At 68.8% G+C, this 24,949-nt stretch carries 16 protein-coding genes; 6 read left to right on the top strand and 10 right to left on the bottom strand.

Features of this window, described 5'->3' with window-relative positions:
• Positions 1-39: 39 nt before the first annotated feature.
• Genes ACFU9P_RS23240 through ACFU9P_RS23220 form a run of 5 tightly spaced genes read right to left on the bottom strand, consistent with a single transcriptional unit; the run spans position 40 to position 5,663 of the window.
• Positions 40-912 carry a sugar phosphate isomerase/epimerase family protein gene (locus ACFU9P_RS23240; protein WP_384083901.1) on the bottom strand — a complete coding sequence of 291 codons (873 nt, stop codon included), beginning with the start codon at positions 910-912 and terminating at the stop codon, positions 40-42.
• A complete protein-coding gene (locus tag ACFU9P_RS23235) occupies positions 909-2,153 on the bottom strand; it encodes an ABC transporter substrate-binding protein (RefSeq protein ID WP_384083898.1) in 1,245 nt (414 codons plus the stop codon). The genes ACFU9P_RS23240 and ACFU9P_RS23235 overlap by 4 nt, the downstream gene beginning before the upstream one ends.
• The gene (locus ACFU9P_RS23230) at positions 2,150-3,157 is read right to left on the bottom strand and encodes an ABC transporter permease (RefSeq protein ID WP_384083895.1); all 1,008 of its coding nucleotides are present in this window, start codon (positions 3,155-3,157) and stop codon (positions 2,150-2,152) included. The genes ACFU9P_RS23235 and ACFU9P_RS23230 overlap by 4 nt, the downstream gene beginning before the upstream one ends.
• Positions 3,154-4,191, bottom strand: a complete 1,038-nt coding sequence (locus tag ACFU9P_RS23225; RefSeq protein WP_384083892.1) for an ABC transporter permease — start codon at positions 4,189-4,191, stop codon at positions 3,154-3,156. The genes ACFU9P_RS23230 and ACFU9P_RS23225 overlap by 4 nt, the downstream gene beginning before the upstream one ends.
• Positions 4,173-5,663, bottom strand: a complete 1,491-nt coding sequence (locus ACFU9P_RS23220; RefSeq protein WP_384083889.1) for a sugar ABC transporter ATP-binding protein — start codon at positions 5,661-5,663, stop codon at positions 4,173-4,175. The genes ACFU9P_RS23225 and ACFU9P_RS23220 overlap by 19 nt, the downstream gene beginning before the upstream one ends.
• 165 nt (positions 5,664-5,828) lie before the next feature.
• Here ACFU9P_RS23220 and ACFU9P_RS23215 point away from each other — a divergent pair, with 165 nt between their 5' ends.
• Positions 5,829-7,028, top strand: coding sequence for an ROK family protein (locus tag ACFU9P_RS23215; RefSeq protein WP_376380479.1), 1,200 nt, complete (start codon positions 5,829-5,831; stop codon positions 7,026-7,028).
• 87 nt (positions 7,029-7,115) lie between these two features.
• Here ACFU9P_RS23215 and ACFU9P_RS23210 read toward each other — a convergent pair whose 3' ends face one another.
• Both ACFU9P_RS23210 and ACFU9P_RS23205 read right to left on the bottom strand, forming a co-directional pair.
• Positions 7,116-10,190 (bottom strand): family 16 glycoside hydrolase, encoded by a 3,075-nt coding sequence (locus ACFU9P_RS23210; protein ID WP_384083886.1) that lies wholly within the window; start codon positions 10,188-10,190, stop codon positions 7,116-7,118.
• Positions 10,191-10,519: 329 nt separating this feature from the next.
• Positions 10,520-11,617, bottom strand: coding sequence for a GntR family transcriptional regulator (locus ACFU9P_RS23205; RefSeq protein WP_376380486.1), 1,098 nt, complete (start codon positions 11,615-11,617; stop codon positions 10,520-10,522).
• Between the two features lie 250 nt (positions 11,618-11,867).
• Between ACFU9P_RS23205 and ACFU9P_RS23200 the strand changes: the two genes are divergently transcribed.
• A complete protein-coding gene (locus ACFU9P_RS23200; RefSeq protein WP_384083882.1) occupies positions 11,868-13,265 on the top strand; it encodes a choice-of-anchor Q domain-containing protein in 1,398 nt (465 codons plus the stop codon).
• Positions 13,266-13,357: 92 nt separating this feature from the next.
• On the top strand, positions 13,358-14,005 hold the full coding sequence (locus ACFU9P_RS23195; RefSeq protein ID WP_384083880.1) for an RICIN domain-containing protein: 648 nt from the start codon (positions 13,358-13,360) through the stop codon (positions 14,003-14,005).
• 99 nt (positions 14,006-14,104) lie between these two features.
• On the opposite strand, the gene ACFU9P_RS23190 is transcribed toward ACFU9P_RS23195, so the two are convergent.
• Positions 14,105-15,028 (bottom strand): hypothetical protein, encoded by a 924-nt coding sequence (locus ACFU9P_RS23190; protein WP_384083877.1) that lies wholly within the window; start codon positions 15,026-15,028, stop codon positions 14,105-14,107.
• A 263-nt stretch (positions 15,029-15,291) separates the two neighbouring features.
• On the opposite strand from ACFU9P_RS23190, the gene ACFU9P_RS23185 reads away from it, so the two are divergent.
• The 3 genes from ACFU9P_RS23185 (at position 15,292) to ACFU9P_RS23175 (ending at position 20,621) form a co-directional block, all read left to right on the top strand.
• Positions 15,292-16,329 (top strand): right-handed parallel beta-helix repeat-containing protein, encoded by a 1,038-nt coding sequence (locus ACFU9P_RS23185; RefSeq protein WP_384083874.1) that lies wholly within the window; start codon positions 15,292-15,294, stop codon positions 16,327-16,329.
• Between the two features lie 158 nt (positions 16,330-16,487).
• Positions 16,488-17,300, top strand: a complete 813-nt coding sequence (locus ACFU9P_RS23180; protein ID WP_384083871.1) for an SDR family NAD(P)-dependent oxidoreductase — start codon at positions 16,488-16,490, stop codon at positions 17,298-17,300.
• Between the two features lie 225 nt (positions 17,301-17,525).
• Positions 17,526-20,621 (top strand): discoidin domain-containing protein, encoded by a 3,096-nt coding sequence (locus ACFU9P_RS23175; RefSeq protein ID WP_384083868.1) that lies wholly within the window; start codon positions 17,526-17,528, stop codon positions 20,619-20,621.
• 57 nt (positions 20,622-20,678) lie between these two features.
• Here the strand turns inward: ACFU9P_RS23175 and ACFU9P_RS23170 are convergent, their stop codons facing one another.
• Together ACFU9P_RS23170 and ACFU9P_RS23165 are read right to left on the bottom strand one after the other, a co-directional pair.
• The gene (locus tag ACFU9P_RS23170) at positions 20,679-22,325 is read right to left on the bottom strand and encodes a thiamine pyrophosphate-binding protein (RefSeq protein ID WP_384083865.1); all 1,647 of its coding nucleotides are present in this window, start codon (positions 22,323-22,325) and stop codon (positions 20,679-20,681) included.
• A gap of 219 nt (positions 22,326-22,544) precedes the next feature.
• Complete coding sequence (locus ACFU9P_RS23165) at positions 22,545-24,764, bottom strand: NADP-dependent isocitrate dehydrogenase (RefSeq protein WP_384083862.1); 2,220 nt, start codon at positions 24,762-24,764, stop codon at positions 22,545-22,547.
• Positions 24,765-24,949 lie beyond the last annotated feature (185 nt).

The raw sequence follows: 24,949 nt of genomic DNA, 5'->3' as shown, positions 1-24,949 counted from the left end.
TTCGGTGTGCGGGTGCGGTACTGATCAAGCGGGTACCGATCAGGGGGTGTCGAGGGCGAGGGCCCGGCGGAGGAAGGCGAGACCCTCGGTGGCGATCCCGTCCTGCGTGGGGGCGAGGGGCCGCCAGACGGACGCGGCGACCGCGATCGCGTCGTTGTGCGCGGTGAACGACTCGATGCACAGAGCGCCCCGGTAGCCGCTCCCGTCCAGCGCGGTGAGAAACCCGGCCCAGTCGAGATGGTCGGCACCGGGAGTGCCGCGGTCGTTGGCACACACCTGCACATGGATGATGCGGGAGCCGGCCTCGCGTACGGCACCGGGCAGACCGCGCTCCTCGATGTTCTGGTGGTACGTGTCGAGGGCGACCCCGATGACCGAGTCGTCGAGGCCGTCGAGCGCTGTGAGGGTCTGGCCGACGGTGTTGAGCAGGGCGGTCTCGTACCGGTTGAGCGGCTCGACCCCGATCCGTACGCCCGCGGCGCGCGCGTGACCGACGACGGGCGCGAGGTTCTCCCTCAACTCCTCGCAGGCGGCGGCCCGTTCCTCGGCCGTCATCCGCCACGTACGTCCGACAGCCGTGTACACCGGACCGGCGACGACAGGGGCCGCCACCGCGTGGGCCGCGTCGACACACCGCCGCAGATAGTCCTGAGTGGCCCGTACGGTGCCGGGATCCGTCCGTACGAGATTCCGGTCGGGCGGCATGACCGCGATCACGGCCGCCGGGGCGAGCCCGGTCGCGTCCAGCAGCTTGGTGGTGGCCGCGGGATCCCAGTCCGCGGCCTGCTCCAGCGGCAGTTCGACGCAGTCGAAACCCCAGCCCGCCAGCCTCGGAAGGACCTCGGCGAGGGCGGTGTTCCCGACGGGGGAGTGCCAGATCCACGGGTTGGCGCCGAGCGGGAACCGGCTCATCCCTTGCCTCCCCACCCCTCGGGGAACCCCGGCAGATCGGCGCAGCCGCACATCGCGTAGTGCAGCGGCGGCATGCCCGGCCGGAGATACTCGTCGAGGTTGTCCTCGGTGATGGAGGGCTGCGGGAGCTTCCACTCCTTGGGGACCTGCTGTCCCTGGAGGATCTTCAGAGCGGCGATGACCGGGGTACGCCATTGAAAGGTCGGGTACGCCGGGGCGATCGCGGTGAGGTTCTTGTCCTTCCACGCCTGGAGGAAGTCCTGCTGGTCCTCACCGGTGATGGGCGGTACGTCCTGACCCGCGTCCTCGAACGCCTCCACCGCGGCCACGGCGGTGGCGCCGGAGTCCATCCACACACCGTCGATGCTGCCGTGCCGGGTCAGCGCGTCGGTGACGACCGACTTGGTCCTGGCCGGGTCACCGTCGGTGAACTTCACATCGACGACGTCGAGTTCACTCTTGTCGAAGGCGACCTCCGCGGCCGACCAGCGGGTCTCCAGCACATCCACACCGGGCGAGATGCGCAGGGCGAGGATCTTGCCCCCGGGCTTGACCTTCTCGACCAGGAAATCGGCGGCGACCGCGCCGTACGCGTAGCCGCCCACCGGATTGATGAACGTGACCGCGCAGTCCGTCTCCACACCGCGGTCGAAGACGATGACCGGCACCTCGGCGCAGGCCTGCTCGACGGCGGGGGTGAGCGTGGCGGTGGTGTTCGGGGAGACGATCAGGGCGTCGCAGCCCTTGCCGGTGAGTTCCTGGATGTCGGAGATCTGCTTGTCGTCCTTGCCCTGCGCGTCGAGGACGGTGAACTCGGTGATCTCCTTGTGCAGTCCGGCTTCCGCCCTCATGTTCTTCAGGCCGACCTGCCGCCAGGGGTTGAAGACACCGGCATTGGAGAAGCAGAGGTGGACACCGCCCGCGGTCTCCTTCTTGTACTGCGCGGTGTCGGTGAACTCGGGCCGGAGCATCTGTTCCCACGGCTTGCCGGCGGGGCCCTGCGGCTCCTCCTTCATGAGGGCCAACTGACGCTCGTACTCGGCCTGTTCGAAGAACTCCGACCGTTCGCCGCTGCCCGCGTCGTCCGCCGTGGCGGAGGAACTGCCGGGGGCGGCGGGCGCGTCCGGTGGTGTGTCGCTCGTACAGGACGCGAGGAGACCCGTCGCGAGCAGTGCGGCGGTGGCCGGGATGAGGGCGCGCACGCGGAGCGGACGTCCGCGCAGGGGGCGGGGCGCTGTCATGAGGGTTGTCCTTCCGAGGGGTTCGTACGTCGGCGGCGCAGCCGGGACCAGTCGGCGGCTCCCAGCCCGACGGCGGCAATGACGATGCATCCTTGGACGGTGGACTCCAGTGCGCCGGAGACGCCCCGGAGGTTGAGCAGGGTGAACAGCGCCTGCAACGAGAAGGCGCCGGCCATGGCGGCGACGATGGAGCCCCGCCCGCCGCCGAGCACGACTCCGCCGAGGACCACGGCCGTGATGGCCTCGAACTCGTAGCCCCTGCCCGCCTGGGCGGAGACGCCCGAGAAGCCGCCGACCAGGACCGCGGCGGTCGCGGCGGCGACTCCGGAGAGGACGAAGGCGATGATCCGGGCCCGGGCGACCCGTACCCCGGCGAGGGCCGCGGCGCGTTCGCTGTCACCGGTGGCGACGAGCGTACGGCCGAAGTCCGAGCGCATCAGCAGCACGGCGGCTCCACCGGCGACAAGGCAGACGACCACCGCCCATGGCAGCCAGCCGAACGCCGAGCCGCGCCCGAGCTGGCGGAAGGCGGCCGGCAGGGCGCCGTGCGGGGAGCCGCCCGTCCAGAAGAAGACCGCGCCTTCGAGGATCAGCATCATGCCGAGGGTGGTGATGAACGACGGCACACGCAGGGCCGTGGTGATCAGCCCGTTGACGAGTCCGGCCACTCCGCCCGCGACGAGCAGCAGAGCGGTGACGAGCGGCCAGGGGGCGTCGGGGAACGAGCCGTACAACTCCGCGGCGACCACCACGCCCGCAGTGACGACCGCTCCCACGGAGAGGTCGAACTCGCCGCAGACGATGACCAGATACTGGCCGGCGGCGAGGATCACCAGGGGCGCGGCGCGTTTGACGAAGGAGAGGAGACGGTCGGGTTCGTAGAAGCCGGGATCGGTGAGCGCCAGCGCGGCGAGCAGCAACGCGAGGAGTACGAAGACGGGGGCGCCGGTGCCCAGCGCCCGTACTGCGCGCTTGCCGTGGCGGGTGACGGTTGCCGTGGTCATGCGGTCGGCCTTCCCTTCGCTCCACGGCGGGGCCGGGCGTAGACGGCGACGGCCGCGATGATGACGACACCGCGGAGCACGTTCTTGAAGAACGGGTCGACGGCGAGCTGGTTGAAGACGCTGTCGAGAACGGCGAGGACGAGGACACCGCCGAGGGTCCCCGCCACTCCGCCGCGGCCCCCGGCCAGCGCGGTGCCGCCGAGGACGACCGCGGCGATCGATTCGAGGTCGTAGCGGGCCTCCGTACCCGCCCAGGGCGCTCCCGCGCCGAGCCGCGCCGCGAGGAAGAGCGCGGCAGCGCCGACGCACAGCGAGCAGATGACATGCGCGACGACGACGGTACGGCGGGTACGGACGCCCGAGAGCCGCGCGGCGTGCTCGTCACCGCCGGTCGCGTACATGTGATGGCCGAGACGGGTACGGCGGGTGATGAACCACACCGCGCCGGCCACCGCCGCGAGGAGGAACACCGAGACGGGGACCGGACCGACACGGTCGTAGCCGAGGTGCTGGAAGGAGGCCGGGACCTTGCCGGCGGGGCCGGTGTAGTTGTCCTCGATCCAGCCGCGCAGGATGAACGCCGTGCCCAGTGTCGCAATGAACGCGTTGACCTTCAGGCCGGTGACGACGAGTCCGTTGGCGAGCCCGACCGCGGCCGACAGGGCGAGGACGGCGATCACGGCCGTCACGACGCCGCCGCTCGCCATGGTCTCCGCGGCGACGAGTGTGCCGAGGCTGATGAGATACGCGACCGACAGGTCCAGCGAGCCGGTGAGGATGACGGCGGACTGGCCGACGGCGACGAGGCCGAGCGCGACACTGTTCTGCAGGATTGTGACCACATTGGTGGTGGTGAGGAAGTCCCCGCCGCGGGCCGCGACCACGATCCAGCCGAGGACGGTGACGGACAGCGCCGCCAGCCAGACACCGGCGACGGGATCGCCGAGCCGTAATCCGCGCGTACGCGTACGGGCGGTGGCTCGGGGCGGGGCGAGCGGCCCCGGACCGGTCGCGGTCACGCGGCGTCCTCCCATCCGCCCCGGCGCCCGCTGGTGGCGAGCCGCATGATGCTCTCCTCGTCCGCGCCCGCGGGTAGTCCGCCCACGAGACGGCCCTCGGACATCACAAGGATCCGGTCGCTCATACCGATCAGCTCGGGGAGTTCCGAGGAGATGATCAGTACGGCGAGTCCTTCACGGGCGAGTTCCCGTACGAGGGTGTGGACGGCGGCCTTGGCGCCGACGTCGACGCCGCGCGTCGGCTCGTCGAACAGGAGCACCTGCGGCCGGGCCGCGAGCCACTTGGCGATGACGACCTTCTGCTGGTTGCCGCCCGAGAGATACAGCGCCTGCTGGTCCTCGCCACGCGCCTGGAGGCGCACGCGTTCGAGGAGCGCCGTGATCTCCCGGCCCGTCGGCGGTCCGCCGCGCGGGGGGACGGCCCGGGTGACGAGCAGCGCGTTGTCCCGCACCGACTGGTGCAGCGCCAGGCCCTCCGTCTTGCGGTCCTCGGTGACCAGCGCGATACCGGCGCGGATGGCCTGGCGCGGGCGGCGGGGCCGCAGCGGGCTGCCGCCGACGGTCATGGCGCCCGTGGTGAACGGGGCCGCGCCGAACAGGGCGCGCGCCAGTGACGTACGCCCGGATCCCTGGAGGCCGGCGACGCCGACGACCTCTCCCGCCCGCAGGGTCAGGTCGATGTCATGGATACGGTCGTTGCCGCCGCCGGAGACCGTGAGCCGCTCCGCTCCGATCTCCTCCGGGCGGGCACGCGGCGGGTAGTAGGCGGTCAGCTCGCGCCCGACCATGCTCCGTACGACCTCGTCGGCGTCGGTGTCGGCGGTACGCAGTGTCGTCACGCGGCGGCCGTCCTTGAGGACGGTGATGCGCCGGGACAGGCCGAAGACCTCCGGCAGGCGGTGCGAGATGTAGAGAATGCCGAGGCCGCGCGCGGTGAGCCTGCGGACGAGCGCCGCGAGGAGTTCGCTCTCGTGGTCGGCGAGGGGCGCGGTGGGTTCGTCCATGACCAGGACCCGGACGTCGGAGGCGAGTGCCTTGGCGATCTCGACGATCTGCTGGCGTGCGACTGACAGGTCCCTGACAAGCATATGTGGGGTGATGCCGGTGACGTCGATCTCGGCGAGGAGTTCGGCGGTGCGGCGCTCCATGGCCCCGCGGTCCACGAGTCCGCGGCGGACCGGTTCACGGCCGAGAAAGACGTTCTCGGCGACCGTGCGGTGGGGAAGGAGCGCGAACTCCTGGTGGATGATGCCGATTCCGGCGTCCCGCGCCTGCGCCGGGTGCGTGAAGGCGTGCGCGGCGCCGTCGATCGTGATGGTGCCGGTGTCGGGGATGTGCTCGCCGGCGAGGATCTTCATCAGGGTGGACTTGCCGGCGCCGTTCTCGCCCACCAGAGCGTGCACTTCACCCGGTTCGAGGTCGAGCGTCACGTCATGGAGCACCCGTACCCCCATGAAGCTCTTGGACACGCCTTGCATGGTCAGCATCAGCCGGCTCCTCGGTCAGCGGTCTGCAGTGCAGAGTCGTGACTCACCTTTGACCTGTCAAGAGTCCAAGGGGCATTGTTTTCCGGGGAGTTGGCGGGAACTTAGGACGACAGGCGAACAGGGAATGCCTTGTGAGCAGCGGAAGTCGTCCCTAGGGTGACTCTCATGCCTGCGCCGTCGGACCACAGTGTTTCCGCCGCACACTCGCCCGGCGAGGTGCTGGCGCTGATCAGTTCCGGAGCCGTGACGACGCGCGCGGACATCGCGCGGATCACCGGACTGGCCCGCTCCACGGTCTCCCAGCGCGTCGACGCGCTGATCGCGCACGGCCTCGTCGACGAATCGGCCCCCGCCCCCGGCGACTCGACCGGAGGCCGCCCGCCGCGCCGGCTCCAACTGCGCACCGCGGGACACCTGGTGGCCGGTGTGGACCTCGGCGCCTCGCACTGCGCGGTGGCCCTGACGGACATCGCGGGAACGATGCTGGCCACGCACAACGAGCCGCTGTCGATCGCGGACGGTCCGGAATCGGTGCTGCGCCGGGTCGAGCGAACGCTTCAGGCGCTGCTGAAGGAGACGGAACGGGATCCGCGGACGCTGCGTTCGATCGGGATCGGGGTGCCGGGACCTGTCGAGTTCTCGACCGGCCGACCCATCGATCCGCCGATCATGCCGGGCTGGCACCAGTATCCGATCCCGGAGTTCTTCGCCTCGCGCTTCGGCGTGCGGGCGCTGGTCGACAACGATGTGAACGTGATGGCGCTGGCCGAGCAGCGCCGCGCGTTTCCCGACACCCGCTACCTCCTCTACATCAAGGTCGGTACGGGCATCGGCTGCGGCATCGTGGCGGACGGCCGGCTCCACCGCGGCGCCCAGGGCAGCGCCGGCGACATCGGGCACATCCAGGTCGGGGACCAGGCGGAGCCGTGCCGCTGCGGCAACACCGGCTGTCTGGAGGCGGTGGCGGGCGGGGCGGCTCTCGCGGCGAAACTGGCCGGTCTGGGGCTGGACGCGGCCTCGGGGAGCGATGTGGTGCGGCTGGTGGCCTCCGGCAACCGGGACGCCGTACGCATGGTGCGTGAAGCGGGCCGGGCGGTCGGCGAGGTCCTGGCGGGACTGGTGAACTTCTTCAACCCGGACACGGTGGTGCTCGGCGGCGCGCTGGCCGCGGTGCACGACCAGCTCCTCGCCGGGGTACGGGAGGCGGTGTACCGGCGCTCGCATCCGCTGGCCACCCGTGTGCTGCGGATCGAGCCGAGCCGTACGGGCGAGAACGCCGCGGTCATCGGGGCGGGGATTCTCGCGGCCGAGCAGGCCATGTCGCCGTCCCAGGTGGACCGCAGGCTGGCGCGGGCGATGGCCTGACCGGGCTCGATGACTCTTCCCCCGGTCGTCTCCGGCCGGGGGAAGCGTCGACGTACCGCAGCAGCACCGCGCCGCGGTCGGTCCAGGTCAGTCCAGCGGTTCGACCCACAGGTTCCTGAAGCGGACCTTGTTGCCGTGGTCCTGGAGCCGGATCGCCCCCGTCGCGGCCGATTCCGCGTCGCCGCTACCGGTGGGACCGTCCACAGCCACGTTGTCGTGGACCTTTGTGCCGTTCCACACCACGGTGACTCTGGCGTCCTCCGTCTTGTTCCCCGCGGCGTCGAAACGGGCCGCGCGGAAGACGATGTCGTACGTCTGCCAGGTCTCGGGCGCGGTGGCGGCGTTCACGTCCGCGGCCTTCTTGTTGTAGATCGACGCGGCCTCGTTCGCGGCGAGTTTCTCCACCCCGAACGAGTCCAGGATCTGGATCTCGTACCGCTCCTGGAGATAGACACCGCTGTTGCCGCGATCCTGGCCGGTCACGTCCGGCGGCAGCTTCGGCACCCGGAACTCCGCGTGCAGCCTGAAGTCACCGAAGGACTGCTTGGTGCGGATGTCGCCGCAGCACACTTCGACGGAGTTCTCGGCGGTGCGCGGCCATTCGACACTGCGGCCGTCGGTGTGCTGCCAGGCGGAGGAGATGCTCCCGCCGGAGAACAGATCGATACGGCTGCCGCGTGCACGTACCTCGATCATGTCGAGGTTGACATGGCCGGTGTCCTCGGGCCGGTAGGTGTACGAGACGGTGTTACGGCCCTTGCGCAGCTCGAACCGCTCGGTCCGGGTGGACCAGCGGTTCCAGGCGCCGGTGGAGGGGAGGCTGATCTGCCGTGTCTGTCCGCCGTTGACACCGGCGCCGATGGTCTTGGTGCCGGTGAAGGGGTGCGGGCCGTTGGCGTAACGCAGGCTCACGTCGTACGTGCCCTTGGCGGGGACCTCGATCTCGAAGGTGGCGGTGGCGCCCTGGGTGCCGAAGCCGTCGACGAACCCGCCGCCCGTGTAGCCGGCGTGCTCGGTGTCGATGTCCGCGCCGCCGGAGAGCCGCGCGGACTCGGCGTCGTACGACGTGACGGGCGCCTCGGGGCCCGGCCGCGCGTTCAGGGTGTACCAGGCCTCGGTGGACCACAGCTGCTCGCCGTCGGCCGACGCGAACGGGCGCGGCGAGCGCACATGCACGACCCGGTCGGTCTTCAGCCCGGGGATGCTGAGCCGGACCGTGCGGCGGTCCTCGGAAATCCGGGCGGCCGCGACGGGCAGGCGCTCCTCGTCCACCTTGGGACCGCCGTACGCCGGCGTGGGAACGTACCGCCACTGCTCCACCGAGTAGCCGCTCGCCAGTGCGGCGGCGGTCTCCTCCGACAGGGGCTTCGTGTAGGTGAGTTCGAAGCCGTCGCGGGTGGCGCGCATGGTCTTGATGTCGAAGACGTTCGTGCCGTTCGGGGCGAGTTTCTGGAGACCGAAGCGGAGCTTCCCCTCCTGGCCCCAGTTCCCGTCCGCGCCGAGGCCGCCGGCGTAGATCGCGCCGTCCGGTCCCGTGCTGATACGGGTGATGCCGGCCTCCAGGCCCTGCGTATGGCGGAACACCGCGCCCTGGTACTCGCCGTCCACCTTCTCCAGATCGGCCCGCTGGAGGCCACCGTAGGTGACGTCACCGAAGAGCAACTGACCGGCGAAGGTGCCCTGCTTGACCACCATCGGTGTGCTCGGCGAGTTCGCGATCTCGTTCTGCGGCAGCCAGAGCACCGGCTTGGTGACCGTACGGTCGTCGAACGGGCCGTCCGGGTTGGTGTAGTGGTTGAAGAACCGGTCCTGCTTCACCTGGACGAGCTTCGAGGCGGGCAGCCAGCCGCCCTGGTTGTCGGTGACGAAGAGTTCGCCCTCCGGGCCCCAGCCGATCCCGTTCGGGGTGCGGAGGCCGCCCGCGACGTAACTGACCTTTCCGGTCTCCTTGTTCACCTTGACGGTGGTGCCGCGGTTCGCCGCAGGCTGCGGATCGGTCGTCGCGCCACCGTGATTGATGGCGACCGAGAGATTCAGATAGAAGTCCCCGTCCTTGTAGAGCAGTCCGAAGGCGAATTCGTGGAAGTTGCCTCCGAACGGCCAGGCCGCGACCTTGCGGGTCGTATCGGTCACGTCGTCGCCATCGGTGTCGGACAACTCGGTGAGCTGGTGTTTCTCCGACACGTACAGCTTTCCGTCGACGTACTTGATGCCCATCGGCTCTTTCAGCCCGCCGGTGATCTTCTTGTACGTGACCTTCTCCGGGCCGGTGTCACCCGTGACACCGTCGAGGAGGTACACCTCTCCGACGGTGTTGTCGCTGCCGCCCCAGGTGGTCACGGCGAGCCGGCCGTCCGGCAGCCAGTCCATGGCGGAGACCTGCGGCTCGAAACCCTCGGGGCGCAGGTCGGTGAGGGTGTAGCCGGGATTGACCGAGGTCAGCGGGAGGCCGTCGCCGGGGGTGTCGTAGCTGCCCTCGCACTCCTTGCGGCCGGGGGCGGTGACGCGTACGACACCGGCGTCGGTGCTGAGCACGGAGTTCGGGACGAGTGTGAATTCGGTGGCGCCCGGCGGCTTCCACTGGAGGGTCACCTGCTGCTCGCCGCCACGGTCGAAGTGGTCGATGTGGAGCGCGTGGTAGCCGGGGGTGAGGGTGATCTCGCCGTCCTTGGGCTCGGCGCCGTGCAGTCCGTCGTGGTCGATGACCTGCTGGTCGCCGATGAAGAGACGGGAGCCGTCATCGCTGATCAGACGGAAGGCGTACGTTCCGTCGGCCGGGACACTGACGTTGCCGATGATCTGCGACATGAAGTTGTCGCTGAAGCCGAAGCCCTCGGTGGAGGACCAGTCGACCGTGGGGATCAGCTTGTCGACGTTGGGGGTCTGGGCCGGCTTCAGGTCGCAGAGCTTGCTGAGCGGGGACTGGACGTCGAAGACGCGGAGGGTGACGCCGGGCTCCTGGGGCGGCAGTTCCGCGGGGGCCCTGGTGTCCCGGGGGCCCGGTGTCTCCGCCGGGGCTTTCGTCTCCGCGGGGGCTCTTGTCTCCGCACCGGCCGCGGGCGCCGCGAGACCTCCGGTGACGAGGGCGGCGAGGAGTAAACCGATGATGGTCCGTGGTCCGCGTCGACTGTGGCGGGCGCTCTGGTATGCGTGTGGCTGCACTCGTCCTCCTGCTGGGGGCTGCGAGTGGGCGGGGGCCCGGCGGCCCGCGCCCGCGGAGTGGAGTTCGTACACGTACCGGCGGTGCGGTGGCGGAGTTCCGCCGCGCTCCACGCGGACTTCTGCGCGAGAACGACGCCCAGAGTATGGACGGGCGTCGTATCGGTCCATACTTTGTCCACAACAAGGAGAAACGGATCGGGTGTTGGGGGGAGACGGGCGGCGGGCATGGTTTGCGGCAGCTTCCGCTGAACCGCGGGCGGGCCGGAGCGCGGGTGGGCCGGGAGCGCGGGCGGGCCGGAGCGCGGGTGGCTGGGAAGCGTCGGCGTTCTTCAGCGCTGCCGGGGCGCCGGGCCCGTGGACTCCCGTACGACAAGGTGCGGCACAAACGCTTCCTGCCGCCGGGGGGCGTCCGGGTCGGCGATACGGGCTCTGAGGATGTCCGCGGCCCGTTGCCCGATGTCCGTCTTCGCCGGGGACACGGCGGTCAGCGGCACCTCGCACAGGTCGGCCACTTCGTTGTCGTAGCCGATCACGGAAAGCTCTTCGGGAACGCGCAGTCCGCGCCGCCGCGCCGCGCCGACCAGCAAGGACGCCTCACGGTCCGCGAAGCAGAGCGCGGCCGTCGCCCCCTCGTCCACCAGACGGCCGAGGAAGCGGTCCGCGTCCTCCGCGGTCCAGCGGGGCAGCGAGTCCGCGACCACCGGAGCGGGGTCCAGCCCGGCGTGCTCCAGTCCGACGGCGAGGCCCGACCGGATCTGCGGGGCCGTGTGCGGACTGGTCCTTTCCATGTAGCCGATCCGGGTGTGCCCGAGCCGCAGCAGATGCTCAACAGCCGTACGCGCCCCGGCCGCGTGATGGGAACAGACGAACTCGTGCGAGGTCGCCGGCAGATCCATTCCGCGCTCGACGAGCACCGCGGGTACGCCGAGTTCCCCTGCGTCCCCGAGCCAGTGCCGCGGGCCGTCCTCGCCGAGCGTGGGTACCAGTATCAGCCCGGCGGAGCCTGACCGGATCAGTTCCTCGACGGCCCCGTGCTCCATACCGGGGTCCCAGTCGGTGCAGCGCAGCAGCATCCGCGAGCCGTGGCGGGAGAGTTCGCGTTCGATGCCGGCGATGACGCGCGGGTAGTAGTACGTCAACGAGGGCACGACGACGCCGACCGCGTATCCGGTATCCGGTGTCCGGGAGGCCGAGATGTACGTGCCGGATCCCTGGCGGCGGTAGACAAGGCCCTCCTGGACCAGCAGATCGACAGCCCGCCGTACGGTGTTGAGGCTCACCCCCTGGTCACGGGCCAACTGCTGTTCGGTCGGCAGCTTGCCGGCCGGCCAGCGCAGTTCGGCGATGGCCCGGCGCAGTTCGTCCGCGAGATGGCGTGTCTTGTGTCCCCGTACGGCGGTGCCGGCAGGAGCGCGTGACGAACTCACCGCATCCCCCTTCGGTCTGTCTCGACACCGGCCCGCCCGATGTGACGAGCTACGACCCTACCCGTCGTGGAGCGGCCCGTCCTGGAGCCGCCGTTGACAGGACATCAACTGCTATTCATTCCAATGAATCTGTTGACGCGTGGCATGACTTGACCCAAACTCCTCACCAGGCGCAGCGCGAGTCACCGCGAGTCACCGCGGTTCCCCCACACCCCTCCCGAGAAGCCGAGGTTTCCTCGTGGCCGTCACCATGTCCGTAAGCAGAACGAGCAGGCGCACCGCACTCTTCACCTGCGCAGTACTGGTTCTCGGGTTCCAGGCCGACCGTACGGCGTTCGGAACCGGAACCTCACCCGCGGCGGCAGCGGCCGCGGTCTACTACGTGGACCCCGCCGTGGGTTCGGCGAGCAATCCCGGTACGGCGGACCGGCCGTGGCGGACGTTGCAGGAGGTCTTCGCGTCGGGGAAGACCTTCGCCGCCGGAGACATCATTTACCTGCGCAACGGAAACCACGGAAGCCCGGTCATCACCGGCGGCGTCGCGTCGGGTGTGCGGACCATCAAGGCGGCGCCCGGTGCGACACCCCGGATGAAGACGCTGAGGTTCGCGTCCGGGGCCACACGCTGGACGGTCGACGGGGTGCTCGTCTCACCCCAGGAGGCGGACGGTACGTACACCACGGGCAACCTTGTGCAGTTCGACGCCGGTGCCACCTATGACGTCCTGCAGAACTCGCAGGTACGGGCCGCGAGCGACGCCTCGGCGGACACCTGGTACAACAACGACTGGGTCGGCCGCAGTGGTACGGCGGTCCTGGTCATCGGCGCCAACAACCAGGTCCTCGACAACCGGATCCGGAACGTCCGCAACGGTGTGATGCTGGAACGCACGTCCCAGGCCGGCGCCGGCGCGACCGGTGCGGTGGTCAGGGGAAACAGCGTCAACCACTTCTGGGAGGACGCCTTCCGCTGCAAGATCAGCGGCTGCCTCGTCGAGTACAACTCGGCGGTGAACAGCTACGCGGTCGTCCCGGCGGGCACCGAGGCCGACCCGCCGCACCGGGACATGTTCCAGAGCTACCGCGGCGACGGCAGCTTCACCCCGGTCACCGATGTCGTGCTGCGCGGAAACGTCTTCATCAGCCGCACGGGCACCCGCTACGCCAAGATCCCGTTCCAGTACAACGGCAAGTACACGATCCAGGGCATCGGCGCCTTCGACGGCCCGTACCGCAACTGGACCATCGAGAACAACGTGGTCCAGGTGGAGGTCGGTCTCGCCATGGGCCTGTACGGCATGAACGACAGCAGGATCGTCAACAACACCGTGGTCCCGCGTTATCCGGCCACGGACAGCGAGATCCGGCTCACCAACCAGAAGGACGGAACGCCGTCGAGCGGCGACATCATCCGCAACAACCTGGCACGCACCTTCAACACCGGCGCCGCCACCAACACCCAGCATTCCAACAACATCACGGTGGGCACGGCCTACTCCACATACTTCACGGACTACCCGGCAGGCAACCTCCACCTCAAGCCGGGCTCCCCCGCCATCAACGCGGGCACAAACAGGGAAGCCCCCACCCTCGACGCCGAACGGAAGCAGCGCTCGGCCCCCTTCGACGTGGGCGCCTACGAGTTCTGACACGTTGCCTTGAGGGCTGATCCCGGTCGCGCACGAGTCGCGCGATTCACTTGCCATTCATGTGGAGTTCATAAAGAATTCCTCGCAAAATTATGGCCATTCTGGTTGGCCAGAAACGTGCTTTCTGCATCTACCTCGCCTGTTTACGCTCGCATGGTTCGCATTCGTGTTCTGTGCAATCGACGAGAGGGTGTAGTCAAATGCTTTCGAAGATTTCCGCGGTTGTCGCGGCCGGAATCTCTGTCGCCGTCATCGGTATAGCGGGAACCACGAGCGCAACCGCGGCGGAGACAAAGAAGCCCACGCCGCTTCCGGGTGCGCTGTCAGCCGGTTCTACCGCGGCCATCACGACGTGGCTCGTGAACGGCAACGGAAAATGTCTCTCCGTGGCGAACGGTGGAAGCACGGCCGACGGAACAGCCATCATTCAGTGGAGCTGCAACAACGGCCCGGAGCAGCGGTGGGCCCCGTACACGGACGGGACCATCAGAAACGACAACGGAAAGTGCCTCTCGGTCGCGGCCGGCGGCAGCACCCAGGAAGGAACCGCGCTGATCCAGTACCGGTGCCTGGCGAACGCGCCCGAGCAGGTGTGGTTCGCCGGCGCCGGTAGCTCCATCTTCAACGGGAAGACCGGCTATTCGATTTCCGTGGCGAACGGTGGAAGCACCGCCAACGGAACGCCGATCATCCAGTGGAGCTACAACGGTGGCCCCGAGCAGCAGTGGAGCTTCTTCTAAGAATTTCCGGCCCGAAAAGGGTCGCGGGCTTTAGCGCATTACCGTGAGTGGGGTCTCTCCGGTGCATTTTCCGGAGAGACCCCACTCATCGCTTCTCCGTCAACCGGCTTCCGGGGAGGATTCGTTGTCGTTGGTGACGCCGTCGTTGAAGACGATGGTCAAGGGGGTCGTTCCCGCGCGGCGGGTTTTGCGGAGGTCCTCGGCCATGCGGCGGTAGAAGGCGGAGGCCATGGCCCAACTGCCGTCGAAGACACTGCCCTTCACCCGTGCTTCGCGCAGGGCGATGAGGACGCCGATGAGGGAGCGGCCCGAAAGGATGATGCGTACGCGGCCGTCGCCGTCGTCGGTGATTTCCGGGGTGGGATTGAAGTGCTCCTGGCCCGAGGCGAGTCCGGCGACGAAGTTCCAGGCGTCCCGATGGCAGACGAGCACGATGGAGGCGATCGGCGCGGCGCCCAGCAGGAGCGCGCCGTGGCTGACTTCTTCGCTCGGTTCGGTGCCGGAGTCGAGTGCTTCGCTGGACTGCTTGCGCTGGTCGGTCCCGTCGGATTCACCGTCGGGAACCAGGCCGGTCCGGCCGGTGCTCCCGGAGGCCGGCGCCTCGGTCTCCCGTGCTTGAGCGTTGGCGGCCTGACCGTTCGCGGAAGGCTCCGCGGCGGGCGCCTCGGTCTCGGCCTCGGGGGCGGGGGCAGGAGCGGTCCAGGGCACTGACGTATCGAAAACCTGGTGGCGGGCCAGCTCGTTCACCAGGCCGTGAAGATCGGCCACCGCCTGCCGGATCTCGTGCAGATCCTGGCGTAGCGCGGTGACTTGGCGGTTGACCTCTGCCGTGGCCGAGGAGCCGTTGTTCACGCGCGCGCGCGTTTCACGGATGTCGTCCCGGAGGCTCTCCACCTCCGCGGTGACGACCTGACGCAGCTCCTTTTCCACGCCCTCGACGCGGTCTCCGACCGCGCCGATGTGGTCAGTCAGCTCCCGCCGAGTGTCCAGCAAGGCCGTCATCAGGTCGTTGTTGCGTGCCACAGCTACCTCATCGCACTAAAAGTATTCGTGTAACTCCGTCTTGTAGTTTCTCCTGGTCATATGGGTGCTCGATGCCATCGGAAGGGATTCGGCCTAGATCCGGCCGAAACTGATCCGCTGTCGGTGCTGCCCCTCCCGTCGTACCTCCCGCCGCTGGTCAGAAGGGGTGCGCGCGCAGCCGTTCAAGGTTTCCGCAAGGTCGGGTGAGCACCATGGCAGCGGGCTCGGGGAACGGCCCCGAGCACGGGGGAAGGAAACGGATCATGCACAGGCCCGCAGCAGTGGCACTCGCACTCACCTGTCTGATGGCCGGAGGCACACTGACCGCAGTCCCGGCAGGTGCCGCCGCGGGGACGGTCACCGCGGGGACGGTCACGGTGTACGTGGACCCCAGCGCCCCGGCGGGCGGCAACGGGCTCCGCCGGACCAACGCGGTGCGCACTTTCGGGGAGGCGGAGAAGCTCCTCAGGAGCACCCGCGCGGTCGACGCCACCATTCTCACGCCCGGGGGCACGTACTACCCCGACAAGGAGATCAAGTGGACCTACGACCCGCCGGGCGGCCGTTTCACCTTCGCGGCGGTGCCGGGAACCGGTGAGGTCGTCATGGACGGCTCGCGGGCGAAGGCCGGCTACTACATGACCATCAGCTCGCCGAACAGCAGCTTCACCGTCTCGGGCAAGACGATCAAGAACTACACCAACGGTGGTATCCGGGTCCGGGGGATGAAGGGCCCGGGCAGGGTGACCATCAAGAACAACCTGTTCCAGCACCTGGGCAACAAGAGCAACCCCGGTGGACCCGGCTACGGAGCCGTTCACGTCACGGATTCCGCCAGGCTCACCATCACCGGCAACAGGTTCTACAACCTGGAGAACACCGAGGGCCCCGGCGAGATCCACGGGGTCTATCTCGCCACCCGCACCAGCTCCACCGTGATCCGTGGAAACCGGTTCGGATACATCACGGGCGATCCGGTCCGTACACGAAACGGCAGCAACAACAACACGGTTGACGGCAACAAGTTCTGGCGCTCCGGTTCCTACGCCGTCTTCAGTGACTGGAGGCCGCAGGACAAGGAGGTGTGCGGAAAGGGCAATGTCTTCAAGAACAACCAGGTGGGCAGGGTCACGTACTTCGGCAAGAAGTTCGGCTCGGACACCTACGGAGCGCACAAGGTCCCTGTTCGGCTTCTGCTCTGGGGTCACCACAAGCCGACCGCGGCGAATGTGGGCGGCTGCGCGACCCGTCCCATCACCAACGGCGGCGGCAACAAGTACGTGACGACCCGCCCCTGGTGACAGCCTCGGTGGAGTCGCGCCGACAGCAGGGATTGGACTTGCTGGTCCATTTTTAACGAGGTAGTTGTGGACCGAACAGTCCAGTCGGCCGGTCCGGTCCGCCCGCCCCTGGCCCGGCAGTGAGCCGGGCCGGGCCGGGCTCGCCGTGGGACCGGCCCATGAGCGGAGTGAATCCAGTGGATCTGCAATTGAACGGCAAGCGGGCGCTTGTGACCGGATCGAGCAGCGGACTCGGCGCGGAGATAGCGAAGGTCCTGGCGGCCGAGGGGGCGGCGGTCATCGTCCACGGGCGCGACGAAACACGGGCCGCGGCGGTCGCCGAGGCCATTCGGGCGGACGGCGGTGATGTCACCGTCGCGATCGGCGATCTGGCCACCGATGCCGGAGCCGACGCGGTGCAGACGGCATCCGCCGACGCGCCGGTCGACATCCTCGTCAACAACCTCGGTGTCTACAATCCGGCGGCCGCATGGCCCGCCACCTCGCCCGTCGAGTGGGCCGACATCTACAACACCAATGTGGTCTCCAGTGTGCGGACCATCCAGCGCTTCGTACCGGACATGCGAACGCGCGGCTGGGGACGGGTGATCCAGATCAGCAGCGTCCTCGGTCGCCTCCCGGCCGCGAGCCAGCCGCACTACGCCGCGACCAACGCGGCCCGGGACAATCTCGCCGCCTCCCTGGCCCGCGAACTGAAGCACTCCGGTGTCACGTCGAACGCGGTGGCGGCGGGCGGCATTCTCACCCCCTCCGCGCAGGCGTACGTCCTCGACCTGGGCAGGCGGAACGGCTGGGGCGAGACCTGGGAGGAGATCGAGCCCAAGGCCATCAGCGCGCTCTCGCCGAACGACGTCGGGCGCATCGGACGGCCGCGCCAGTACGCCGACCTCGTCGCGTTCCTGGCCAGCCCGCTGTCGGGGTACATCACCGGCGCGACACTGCGCGCGGACGGCGGATGGCACGACGCGTAGCCCCGGCTTGCCCATGTGGTCCGGTGCCCGAACAAGCGGTTGCGGCAAGGGTTGACAGTGGTCAGTCACTACAGCACTCTCTCGGGAGAGCGCTCTCCTCAAGATCGATCTGTCGTGGAGCGCCGAGTGTCGAGTTCGGAGCCACCGACAGCCACCCTTCCCGCGCCGTCACCGAGCGTGCCGCGAGGTTCTGGTGGAGAGGCATCACACCCCGTGGAGATGTACATGAGCCTCCTGTCCTCCTTACGCCGAGCCGTTCGGCGCCGCAGACCACTGGTCGCCGCCGCCGTCGCGATGTGTCTTGCGATGGGCGGTGCGGTCGGGTCGTCGGCCGGGGCCGCTCAGGCGGCCGACACCCTGCTGTCGCAGGGCAAGGCCGTCACGACCTCCTCGACCGAGAACGACGGAACGCCCGCCTCGGCGGCCGTCGACGGCGACGCCGGGACCCGCTGGTCCAGCGCCGCCGCCGATCCGCAGTGGATCCAGATCGACCTCGGCGCCACCGCGGCGATCAGCTCCGTCGTCCTCAACTGGGAGACCGCGTACGCCACTTCGTACAAGATCCAGGTGTCGGGCGACGCCCAGAACTGGACCGACATCTACTCCACGACGACCGGGCCCGGTGGCAACCAGACGCTCACCGTCAGCGGTTCCGGGCGGTACGTACGGATGTACGGCACGGCCCGGGCCACCGGATGGGGCTACTCCCTCTGGGAGTTCCAGGTGTTCGGTTCGACCGGCAGCGGCCCCGGCGAGGAGCCGTCCGGGACGGCGATCTCCGCGTTCAAGCAGGTCACGGCGTCGACCTGGGAGGGCGCCAACGCTCCGGCCGCCGCGCTGGACGGACGTACCGACACCCGGTGGTCGAGCGAGTTCGCCGACAACCAGTGGATCCAGGTGGACCTCGGCGGTGCGGCCAGGATCAGTGGCATCGTGCTGAACTGGGAGTCCGCCTACGCCACGGGCTACCGCGTCGAGGTGTCCGACAACGGCTCGGCCTGGTCCACCATCCACTCCACCACCACCGGCCGGGGCGGGACCGAAACACTCGGCATCACCGGCCAGGGGCGGTACGTCCGGCTGTACGCCACCACCCGCGCCACCGGATACGGTGTCTCGCTCTGGGAGTTCCAGGTCTTCGGGTCCGTCGACAGCTCCTCGTCCGCCCCGCCCCTGCTCTCCGGACCCACCAAGGCACCGGCGACCCTGAACCAGTTCGCGCTCAGCGCGCCCGCGGACCGAGCAATGATCACCAACACCCGCAGGCCCGCGTTCTCCTGGGCGGCCGTGCAGGGAGCCGTCCGCTACGAGCTGTGGCTCAACATCAGCCGTACCGACTACGACTTCACCGCCTCGGGCAATCTCCTCGACCTCTACACCAAGGTCGCCGAGCCCACCGGCACCGGCTACACACCGAGTTGGGACATCACCGACCGGTGGACCTACAAGTGGTTCGTCGTCGCGGTGAGCGGCTCCGGTGCGAAGACCACCTCCAACATCCGTACGTTCAGCGTCTATCTGCCCGAGATCGAGACCGTCAACGACGGTGTCGGTGTCATCAACGGCGCCCGCGACCTGAACAAGAACGGGGCCATCGAGCCGTACGAGGACTGGCGCCAGCCGGTCGAGACGCGGGTCAGCGATCTCCTCGGCAGGATGACGCTGGAGGAGAAGGCCTACCAGATGTTCTACAACGTCCAGTCGTACCCCAGGTCCGGCTGGCACTTCGGACCGGCCCAGCCGGCCGATCTGCACAACACCCTGCTCTCCACGGCGGCCACCAGGCTGGGAATCCCGCCGGTCTCCGCCGGTGACACCACCGCCGGCTACCAGACCACGTACCCGCTCCAGAGCACCCTGGCCGCCGCCAGGAACCACGGGCTCGAGTACCAACTCGCCGATATGCAGCGCAAGGAGCAGCTCGAAGTCGGCACCCGGGGAACGCTCTCGCCGCTCGCCGAGGTCGGTACGAAGGTGCTCTACCCCCGTATCCAGGAGGGCGGCGGCGAGAACGCCGATGCCGTGGGGGCCCAGCTCCGTGCGCTGGTGGCCGGTCTCCAGGGCGGTCCTGAACTCAACCCGCAGTCCGTCCTCGCGACCGTCAAGCACTGGCCCGGTGAAGGCGCCGGCGGCGAGGCGGGCATCGTCTACGACGGCGTGACCATCAAGTACCACATGATCCCGTTCCGGGCGGCCATGGAGGCCGGGGCCGTCAACATCATGCCGGGCTACGCGGGCAGTTCGTACCTCGACCCGGGCGGTCCCGGCGCGGGCGACAGCGCCAAGATCCTCGCGTATCTGCGGCAGAACCTCGGTTACACCGGTCTCATCACCACCGACTGGCTGCCCTCGGGCGCCTGGGTGAACGCGGCCAACGCCGGCTCGGATGTGATGGGCGGGGCCGACCCGGGCGCCACCGGGTTCAGCATGGCCACCTTCCAGGCGCAGGTGCCGCTCGCCCGGATCAATGACGCGGTGACCCGGATCCTCCGGCTGAAGTTCCAACTGGGCGTCTTCGACCGGCCGTACGGCGACCCGGTCAACGGACCGTACCGGTTCCACCAGCCCAGCTATGCCGCGCTGGCCAATCTCGCCGCCCGTCAGTCCAACACACTGCTCAAGAACAACGGCGTCCTCCCGGTCAGGCTCAACCGCGGCGACAACATCGTCGTCGCGGGCGCCCGGGCCACCGACGGCGCCGCGTGCTGCATCTGGTCCAGCTACTTCCATCCCAACTACGGTTCGCTGACCACCCTGGAAGCCATCAGGGCCAGGGCATCCACGGCGGGCGTCAACGTCTACCAGGACACCGGGCCTTCACCGAAACTGGCGGTCGTGGCGGTCGGCGAGCCGTCGTACACACACGCCACGGCGTGGCCGAACACCCAGCCGTATCTCCCCGCCGATCAGCTCGCCCTGATCCGGAACTTCAAGAACCAGGGGATTCCGGTGGTCGTTGTGCTGACACTGCCGCGGCCCATTGTGATCAGCGACTGGAACGGCCTGGCGGACGCCATTGTGGTCACCTACCGGGGTGGTGAGGAAGTGGGACCTGCCACGGCCTCCCTGCTCTTCGGCGACTACACGCCCAGTGGGAAGCTGCCCTGGCAACTGCCCAGGAGCCTCGACCAGGTTCTGAAGCCCGGCGGCGGTGATGTACAGGCGGACGCCAATGAGCAGTGGGACCTTCCGTACGATCTCGGCGCCACCGACGCCGAACGCGCGGAGATCCGGGCGAGGATCGACGCCGGACAGCCGGTGCCGACAACCCGTGGGAACCCGCTGTACCACTACGGCGCGGGACTCTCCGGCTGGAACTAGGCGACAGCGCTGGAACGCTCCCCGCCGGTCCTGTCCGGTGGGGAGCGTTCGCCGCGCTCAGCTCAGATGCTTGGCGATCTCCCAGCTCGCCGCCAGCTCCACATCGCCGTTGATCCGTACGTCGACGAGCACCGGGCCGTCCTCCACCGCCAGCGCCCTGTCGATCTCGCCGAAGTCGTCGGGCGTCCGTACGGAGAAGCCCTTCGCGCCGAAGCCGGCCGCCAGTTGGGCGAAGTCGGGCTCCTGGATCTCGGCGTACGACGCGTTCAGCTTCTTGTGCACCAGATCGTGCTTCTCCTGGCCCACCGCGTTGTCGTTCATGACGATGACCGTGAGCGGCAGTCTGTGGCGTACGGCGGTCCGGAAGTCGGCGACGTTCATCATGAACGAGAAATCCCCGGTCACATGCGTGACGCGTTCGCCGGGACGCGCGAAGCAGGCGCCGATCGCGACGGCCAGGCCCTGGCCGATGGAGCCGAAGTCCCAGCCGATGCCCCAGTTCCCGGCGCGTGGCACGGTGAGGATCTTCGTACAGACCATGGCCGCGTGGCCGCCGTCGACCACCAGAATGCGGTCGTTCTTCGGCAGTCTGTCCTCCAGGTACTGGGCCGCCCGGCGCGGATCCGTCGCGTCCCCGTCGGCGTACTGCGCGATCCACAGCTCCTGGTTCCGGATCCGGTCGGCGAGTCCGCTGTCGAGCGGTCGCGCCTCGGCGGTCGCGCCGAGCCGGTCGGCGAGTTGCGCCACGGCCGTCTTGGCGTCGGCCGTCATACCGACCGCGACACGGGCGAACCAGCCGAAGGCATCCGGCCGGTCATCGATCTGGATGATCTTCTTCCCGTTCTTCAGGAGCTTCCCGAAGTCGGTCGTCCATTCGTTGAGGCTCGCGCCGACGACCACCATCACGTCGCTGTCGGCGAGGGTGTTGACGGTGAGGTCCGAGCCGAGTCCGCCGCTGATTCCCAGATAGAGCGGATAATCCGCGCAGAATCCGGAGGCGAGAATGGACACCCCGATGGGCGCGCCGAGTTGCTCGGCCAGTTTCCGGACTTCCTGTTCCGCCTTGGCGTTCGCCGCGCCGAGTCCGCAGAGAATCGTCGGGCGCTGGGCGGACGCGAGAAGCCGGGCCGCCTCCTCGACATCTTCCGTACGCGGCGGCTGGAGCGCGTTGGGCTGATACATGGGACGGTACGTCCACGTGGAATCCGGCATCTCCATCTGCTGGACGTCCTGGGGCAGATTCAGAACGAACGGCCCCTTCCGCGTCTTGATCTGCCGGAATGCCTCGCCCAGGCAGTAGTCCACATTGTGGACCGAGTCCAGCCGTTCGGTCGCCCCGGTGGTGAGTTTCGCGAGCGCGGGCTGGTCCACCATTCCCTGCGGGTTGTACGGGTCGCGGAGCGAGGCGTGTCCCGCGAGCACCATCAGGGGCGTACGGTGCAGCCGCGCGGCCACCAGCGAGGTCGTGGCGTTGGTGTAGCCGGGGCCCTGGGTGACCGAGGCGAGACCGGGCTTGCCGCTGAACCGGGCGTACCCGTCGGCCATACCGACCGCGCCGGACTCATGGTGGGCGTGCACGAATGTCATGCCGTGGCGCTCGCCCAGATCCACGATGAGATCCTGGTTCGCGTCCCCCATCACGGCGAACAAGTGGTCGAAGCCCTCGGCGGCGATCGCGTCGGTAATGGCGTGGAACGCCTTCATCGGAGTTTTCCTTTCGGTTCGCGTCGGTTCGTTTTGTTTCGGAAAAATTCCACCTCTCAATACGCTGCACTCGTTCGGTGATTTCTGCTTCCCGGCGCATCTGAATGGCCCGCCCCAACGGCCCGTACCCAGACGCCGCACGCGGATGCCCGAACGCGGAAATGACACCGCCCCGGCCGACGGGAATGTCGGCCGGGGCGGTGCCGGTAATACGGAGGATCAGCCCAGGGTCGCGATCGCCTGGTTGAAGGTGGCCGACGGACGCATGACCGCCGCGGCCTTCGCCTCGTCCGGCCGGTAGTAGCCGCCGATGTCGGCCGGCGAGCCCTGCACCGCGATCAGCTCGTCGACAATCGTCCGCTCCTGCTCGGTCAGCGTCTTGGCGAGGTCCGAGAACGCCTCCGCGAGCTCCGTGTCGTCCGTCTGCTTCGCCAGCTCCTGCGCCCAGTACAGCGCCAGATAGAAGTGGCTGCCCCGGTTGTCGATACCGCCGACGCGGCGGCTCGGCGACTTGTCCTCGTTCAGGAAGGTGGCCGTCGCGCGGTCGAGCGTGTCGGCGAGAACCTGGGCGCGCGCGTTGCCCGTGGTCTGCGCGAGGTGCTCGAAGCTGACCGCCAGCGCCAGGAACTCGCCCAGGCTGTCCCAGCGCAGATAGTTCTCCTTGACGAGCTGCTGCACATGCTTGGGCGCGGAGCCGCCCGCTCCCGTCTCGAACAGCCCGCCGCCGTTCATCAGCGGAACGACCGAGAGCATCTTCGCGCTCGTGCCGAGTTCGAGGATCGGGAAGAGGTCGGTCAGATAGTCACGCAGGACATTGCCGGTGACCGAGATGGTGTCCTCGCCCCGGCGGACACGCTCCAGGGAGAACGCGATCGCGTCCGCCGGCGCCTTGATCTCGATCCGCAGGCCCTCGGTGTCGTGGTCGGCGAGATACGTCCTGACCTTGGCGATCAGGCTCGCGTCGTGCGCGCGCCCCTCGTCGAGCCAGAACACCGCCGGATCGCCGGTCGCCCGGGCGCGGGTCACGGCCAGCTTGACCCAGTCCCTGATGGGCAGGTCCTTGGTCTGGCACATGCGCCAGATGTCGCCCGCGCTCACCACATGCTCCAGCACGGCATTGCCGGAGCCGTCGACGACCCGGACCGTACCCGTGACCGGGATCTCGAAGGTCTTGTCGTGGCTGCCGTACTCCTCGGCCTTCTGCGCCATGAGGCCGACGTTCGGCACCGAGCCCATCGTCGACGGGTCGAACGCGCCGTTCGCCCGGCAGTCGTCGAGGACGACCTGGTAGATGCCCGCGTAGCTGCTGTCCGGGATGACCGCGAGGGTGTCGGCCTCCTTGCCGTCCGGGCCCCACATGTGCCCGGAGGTGCGGATCATGGCCGGCATGGAGGCGTCGACGATGACATCGCTCGGAACGTGCAGATTGGTGATGCCGCGGTCCGAGTCGACCATCGCCAGCGCGGGGCCCTCGGCCAGCTCGGCCTCGAACGACGCCTTGATCTCCGCGCCCCCGGGCAGCGACTCCAGGCCCTTGAGGATGCCGCCGAGCCCGTCGTTCGGGGTCAGACCGGCCGCGGCCAGCGCGTCGCCGTGCTCGGCGAACGTCTTCGGGAAGAAGGCCCGTACGACATGACCGAAGATGATCGGGTCGGAGACCTTCATCATCGTGGCCTTCAGGTGCACCGAGAACAGCACGCCCTCGGCCTTGGCACGCGCGACCTGCGCCGCGAGGAACTCGCGCAGCACCGCCACCCGCATCACCGACGCGTCCACGACCTCGCCCGCCAGGACCGGCACGGACTCACGCAGGACGGTGGTGCTCCCGTCGTCCCCCGTCAGCTCGATACGGAGCGAGCCGGCCTCGGCGATGACCGCGGACTTCTCGGTGGAGCGGAAGTCGTCGGCGTCCATGTGCGCGACATTCGTCTTCGAACCGGCCGTCCACGCGCCCATCCGGTGCGGGTGCGCCTTGGCGTAGTTCTTCACGGAGGCGGGGGCGCGGCGGTCGGAGTTGCCCTCGCGCAGCACCGGGTTGACGGCACTGCCCTTGACCTTGTCGTACCGCGCGCGGACGTCCTTCTCCTCGTCCGTCTTCGGGTCGTCCGGGTACTCCGGCAGCGCGTACCCCTGCTCCTGGAGCTCCGCGATCGCGGCCTTGAGCTGCGGGATCGACGCCGAGATGTTCGGCAGCTTGACGATGTTCGCCCCGGGGGTCCCGGCCAGCGCCCCCAGCTCGGCGAGCGCGTCATCGATCCGCTGCCCCTCCTCAAGACGCTCCGGGAAGCCGGCGATGATCCGCCCCGCCAGGGAGATGTCACGGCTCTCGACGGTGACCCCGGCCGTCGACGCATACGCCTCGATCACGGGCAAGAACGAATACGTCGCGAGGGCCGGGGCCTCGTCGGTGTGCGTATAGATGATGGTCGAGTCAGTCACCGGTCGCTCCGCTCCACGTCTGCAACTCCACATCTGCAACATTGCTCGACATCAAGATATCTCGTGACCGGTCCCCGCTCGACAGGACCCTGCCCCCATCGGCGACCGCAGGTTGTACGGCCGGGCGGGCCGGCGGCCGGAGCTTCTCCTGGGACGGTAAGCGCGGGTACGGACATGCCGGGCCG

Origin of the sequence: Streptomyces sp. NPDC057617 (assembly GCF_042800555.1) — a bacterium.
Lineage (GTDB): Bacteria > Actinomycetota > Actinomycetes > Streptomycetales > Streptomycetaceae > Streptomyces.
This window is presented reverse-complemented; position numbering and strand designations above follow the sequence as displayed.

Coding starts and splice junctions, on each gene's coding strand:
- ACFU9P_RS23235 (WP_384083898.1), bottom strand. CDS start 2,153: ATGACAGCGCCCCGCCCCCTGCGCGGACGTCCGCTCCGCGTGCGCGCC.
- ACFU9P_RS23215 (WP_376380479.1), top strand. CDS start 5,829: ATGCCTGCGCCGTCGGACCACAGTGTTTCCGCCGCACACTCGCCCGGC.
- ACFU9P_RS23170 (WP_384083865.1), bottom strand. CDS start 22,325: ATGAAGGCGTTCCACGCCATTACCGACGCGATCGCCGCCGAGGGCTTC.
- ACFU9P_RS23180 (WP_384083871.1), top strand. CDS start 16,488: ATGAGCGGAGTGAATCCAGTGGATCTGCAATTGAACGGCAAGCGGGCG.
- ACFU9P_RS23175 (WP_384083868.1), top strand. CDS start 17,526: ATGAGCCTCCTGTCCTCCTTACGCCGAGCCGTTCGGCGCCGCAGACCA.
- ACFU9P_RS23225 (WP_384083892.1), bottom strand. CDS start 4,191: ATGGGAGGACGCCGCGTGACCGCGACCGGTCCGGGGCCGCTCGCCCCG.
- ACFU9P_RS23185 (WP_384083874.1), top strand. CDS start 15,292: ATGCACAGGCCCGCAGCAGTGGCACTCGCACTCACCTGTCTGATGGCC.
- ACFU9P_RS23195 (WP_384083880.1), top strand. CDS start 13,358: ATGGCCATTCTGGTTGGCCAGAAACGTGCTTTCTGCATCTACCTCGCC.
- ACFU9P_RS23240 (WP_384083901.1), bottom strand. CDS start 912: ATGAGCCGGTTCCCGCTCGGCGCCAACCCGTGGATCTGGCACTCCCCC.
- ACFU9P_RS23200 (WP_384083882.1), top strand. CDS start 11,868: ATGTCCGTAAGCAGAACGAGCAGGCGCACCGCACTCTTCACCTGCGCA.
- ACFU9P_RS23220 (WP_384083889.1), bottom strand. CDS start 5,663: ATGCTGACCATGCAAGGCGTGTCCAAGAGCTTCATGGGGGTACGGGTG.
- ACFU9P_RS23230 (WP_384083895.1), bottom strand. CDS start 3,157: ATGACCACGGCAACCGTCACCCGCCACGGCAAGCGCGCAGTACGGGCG.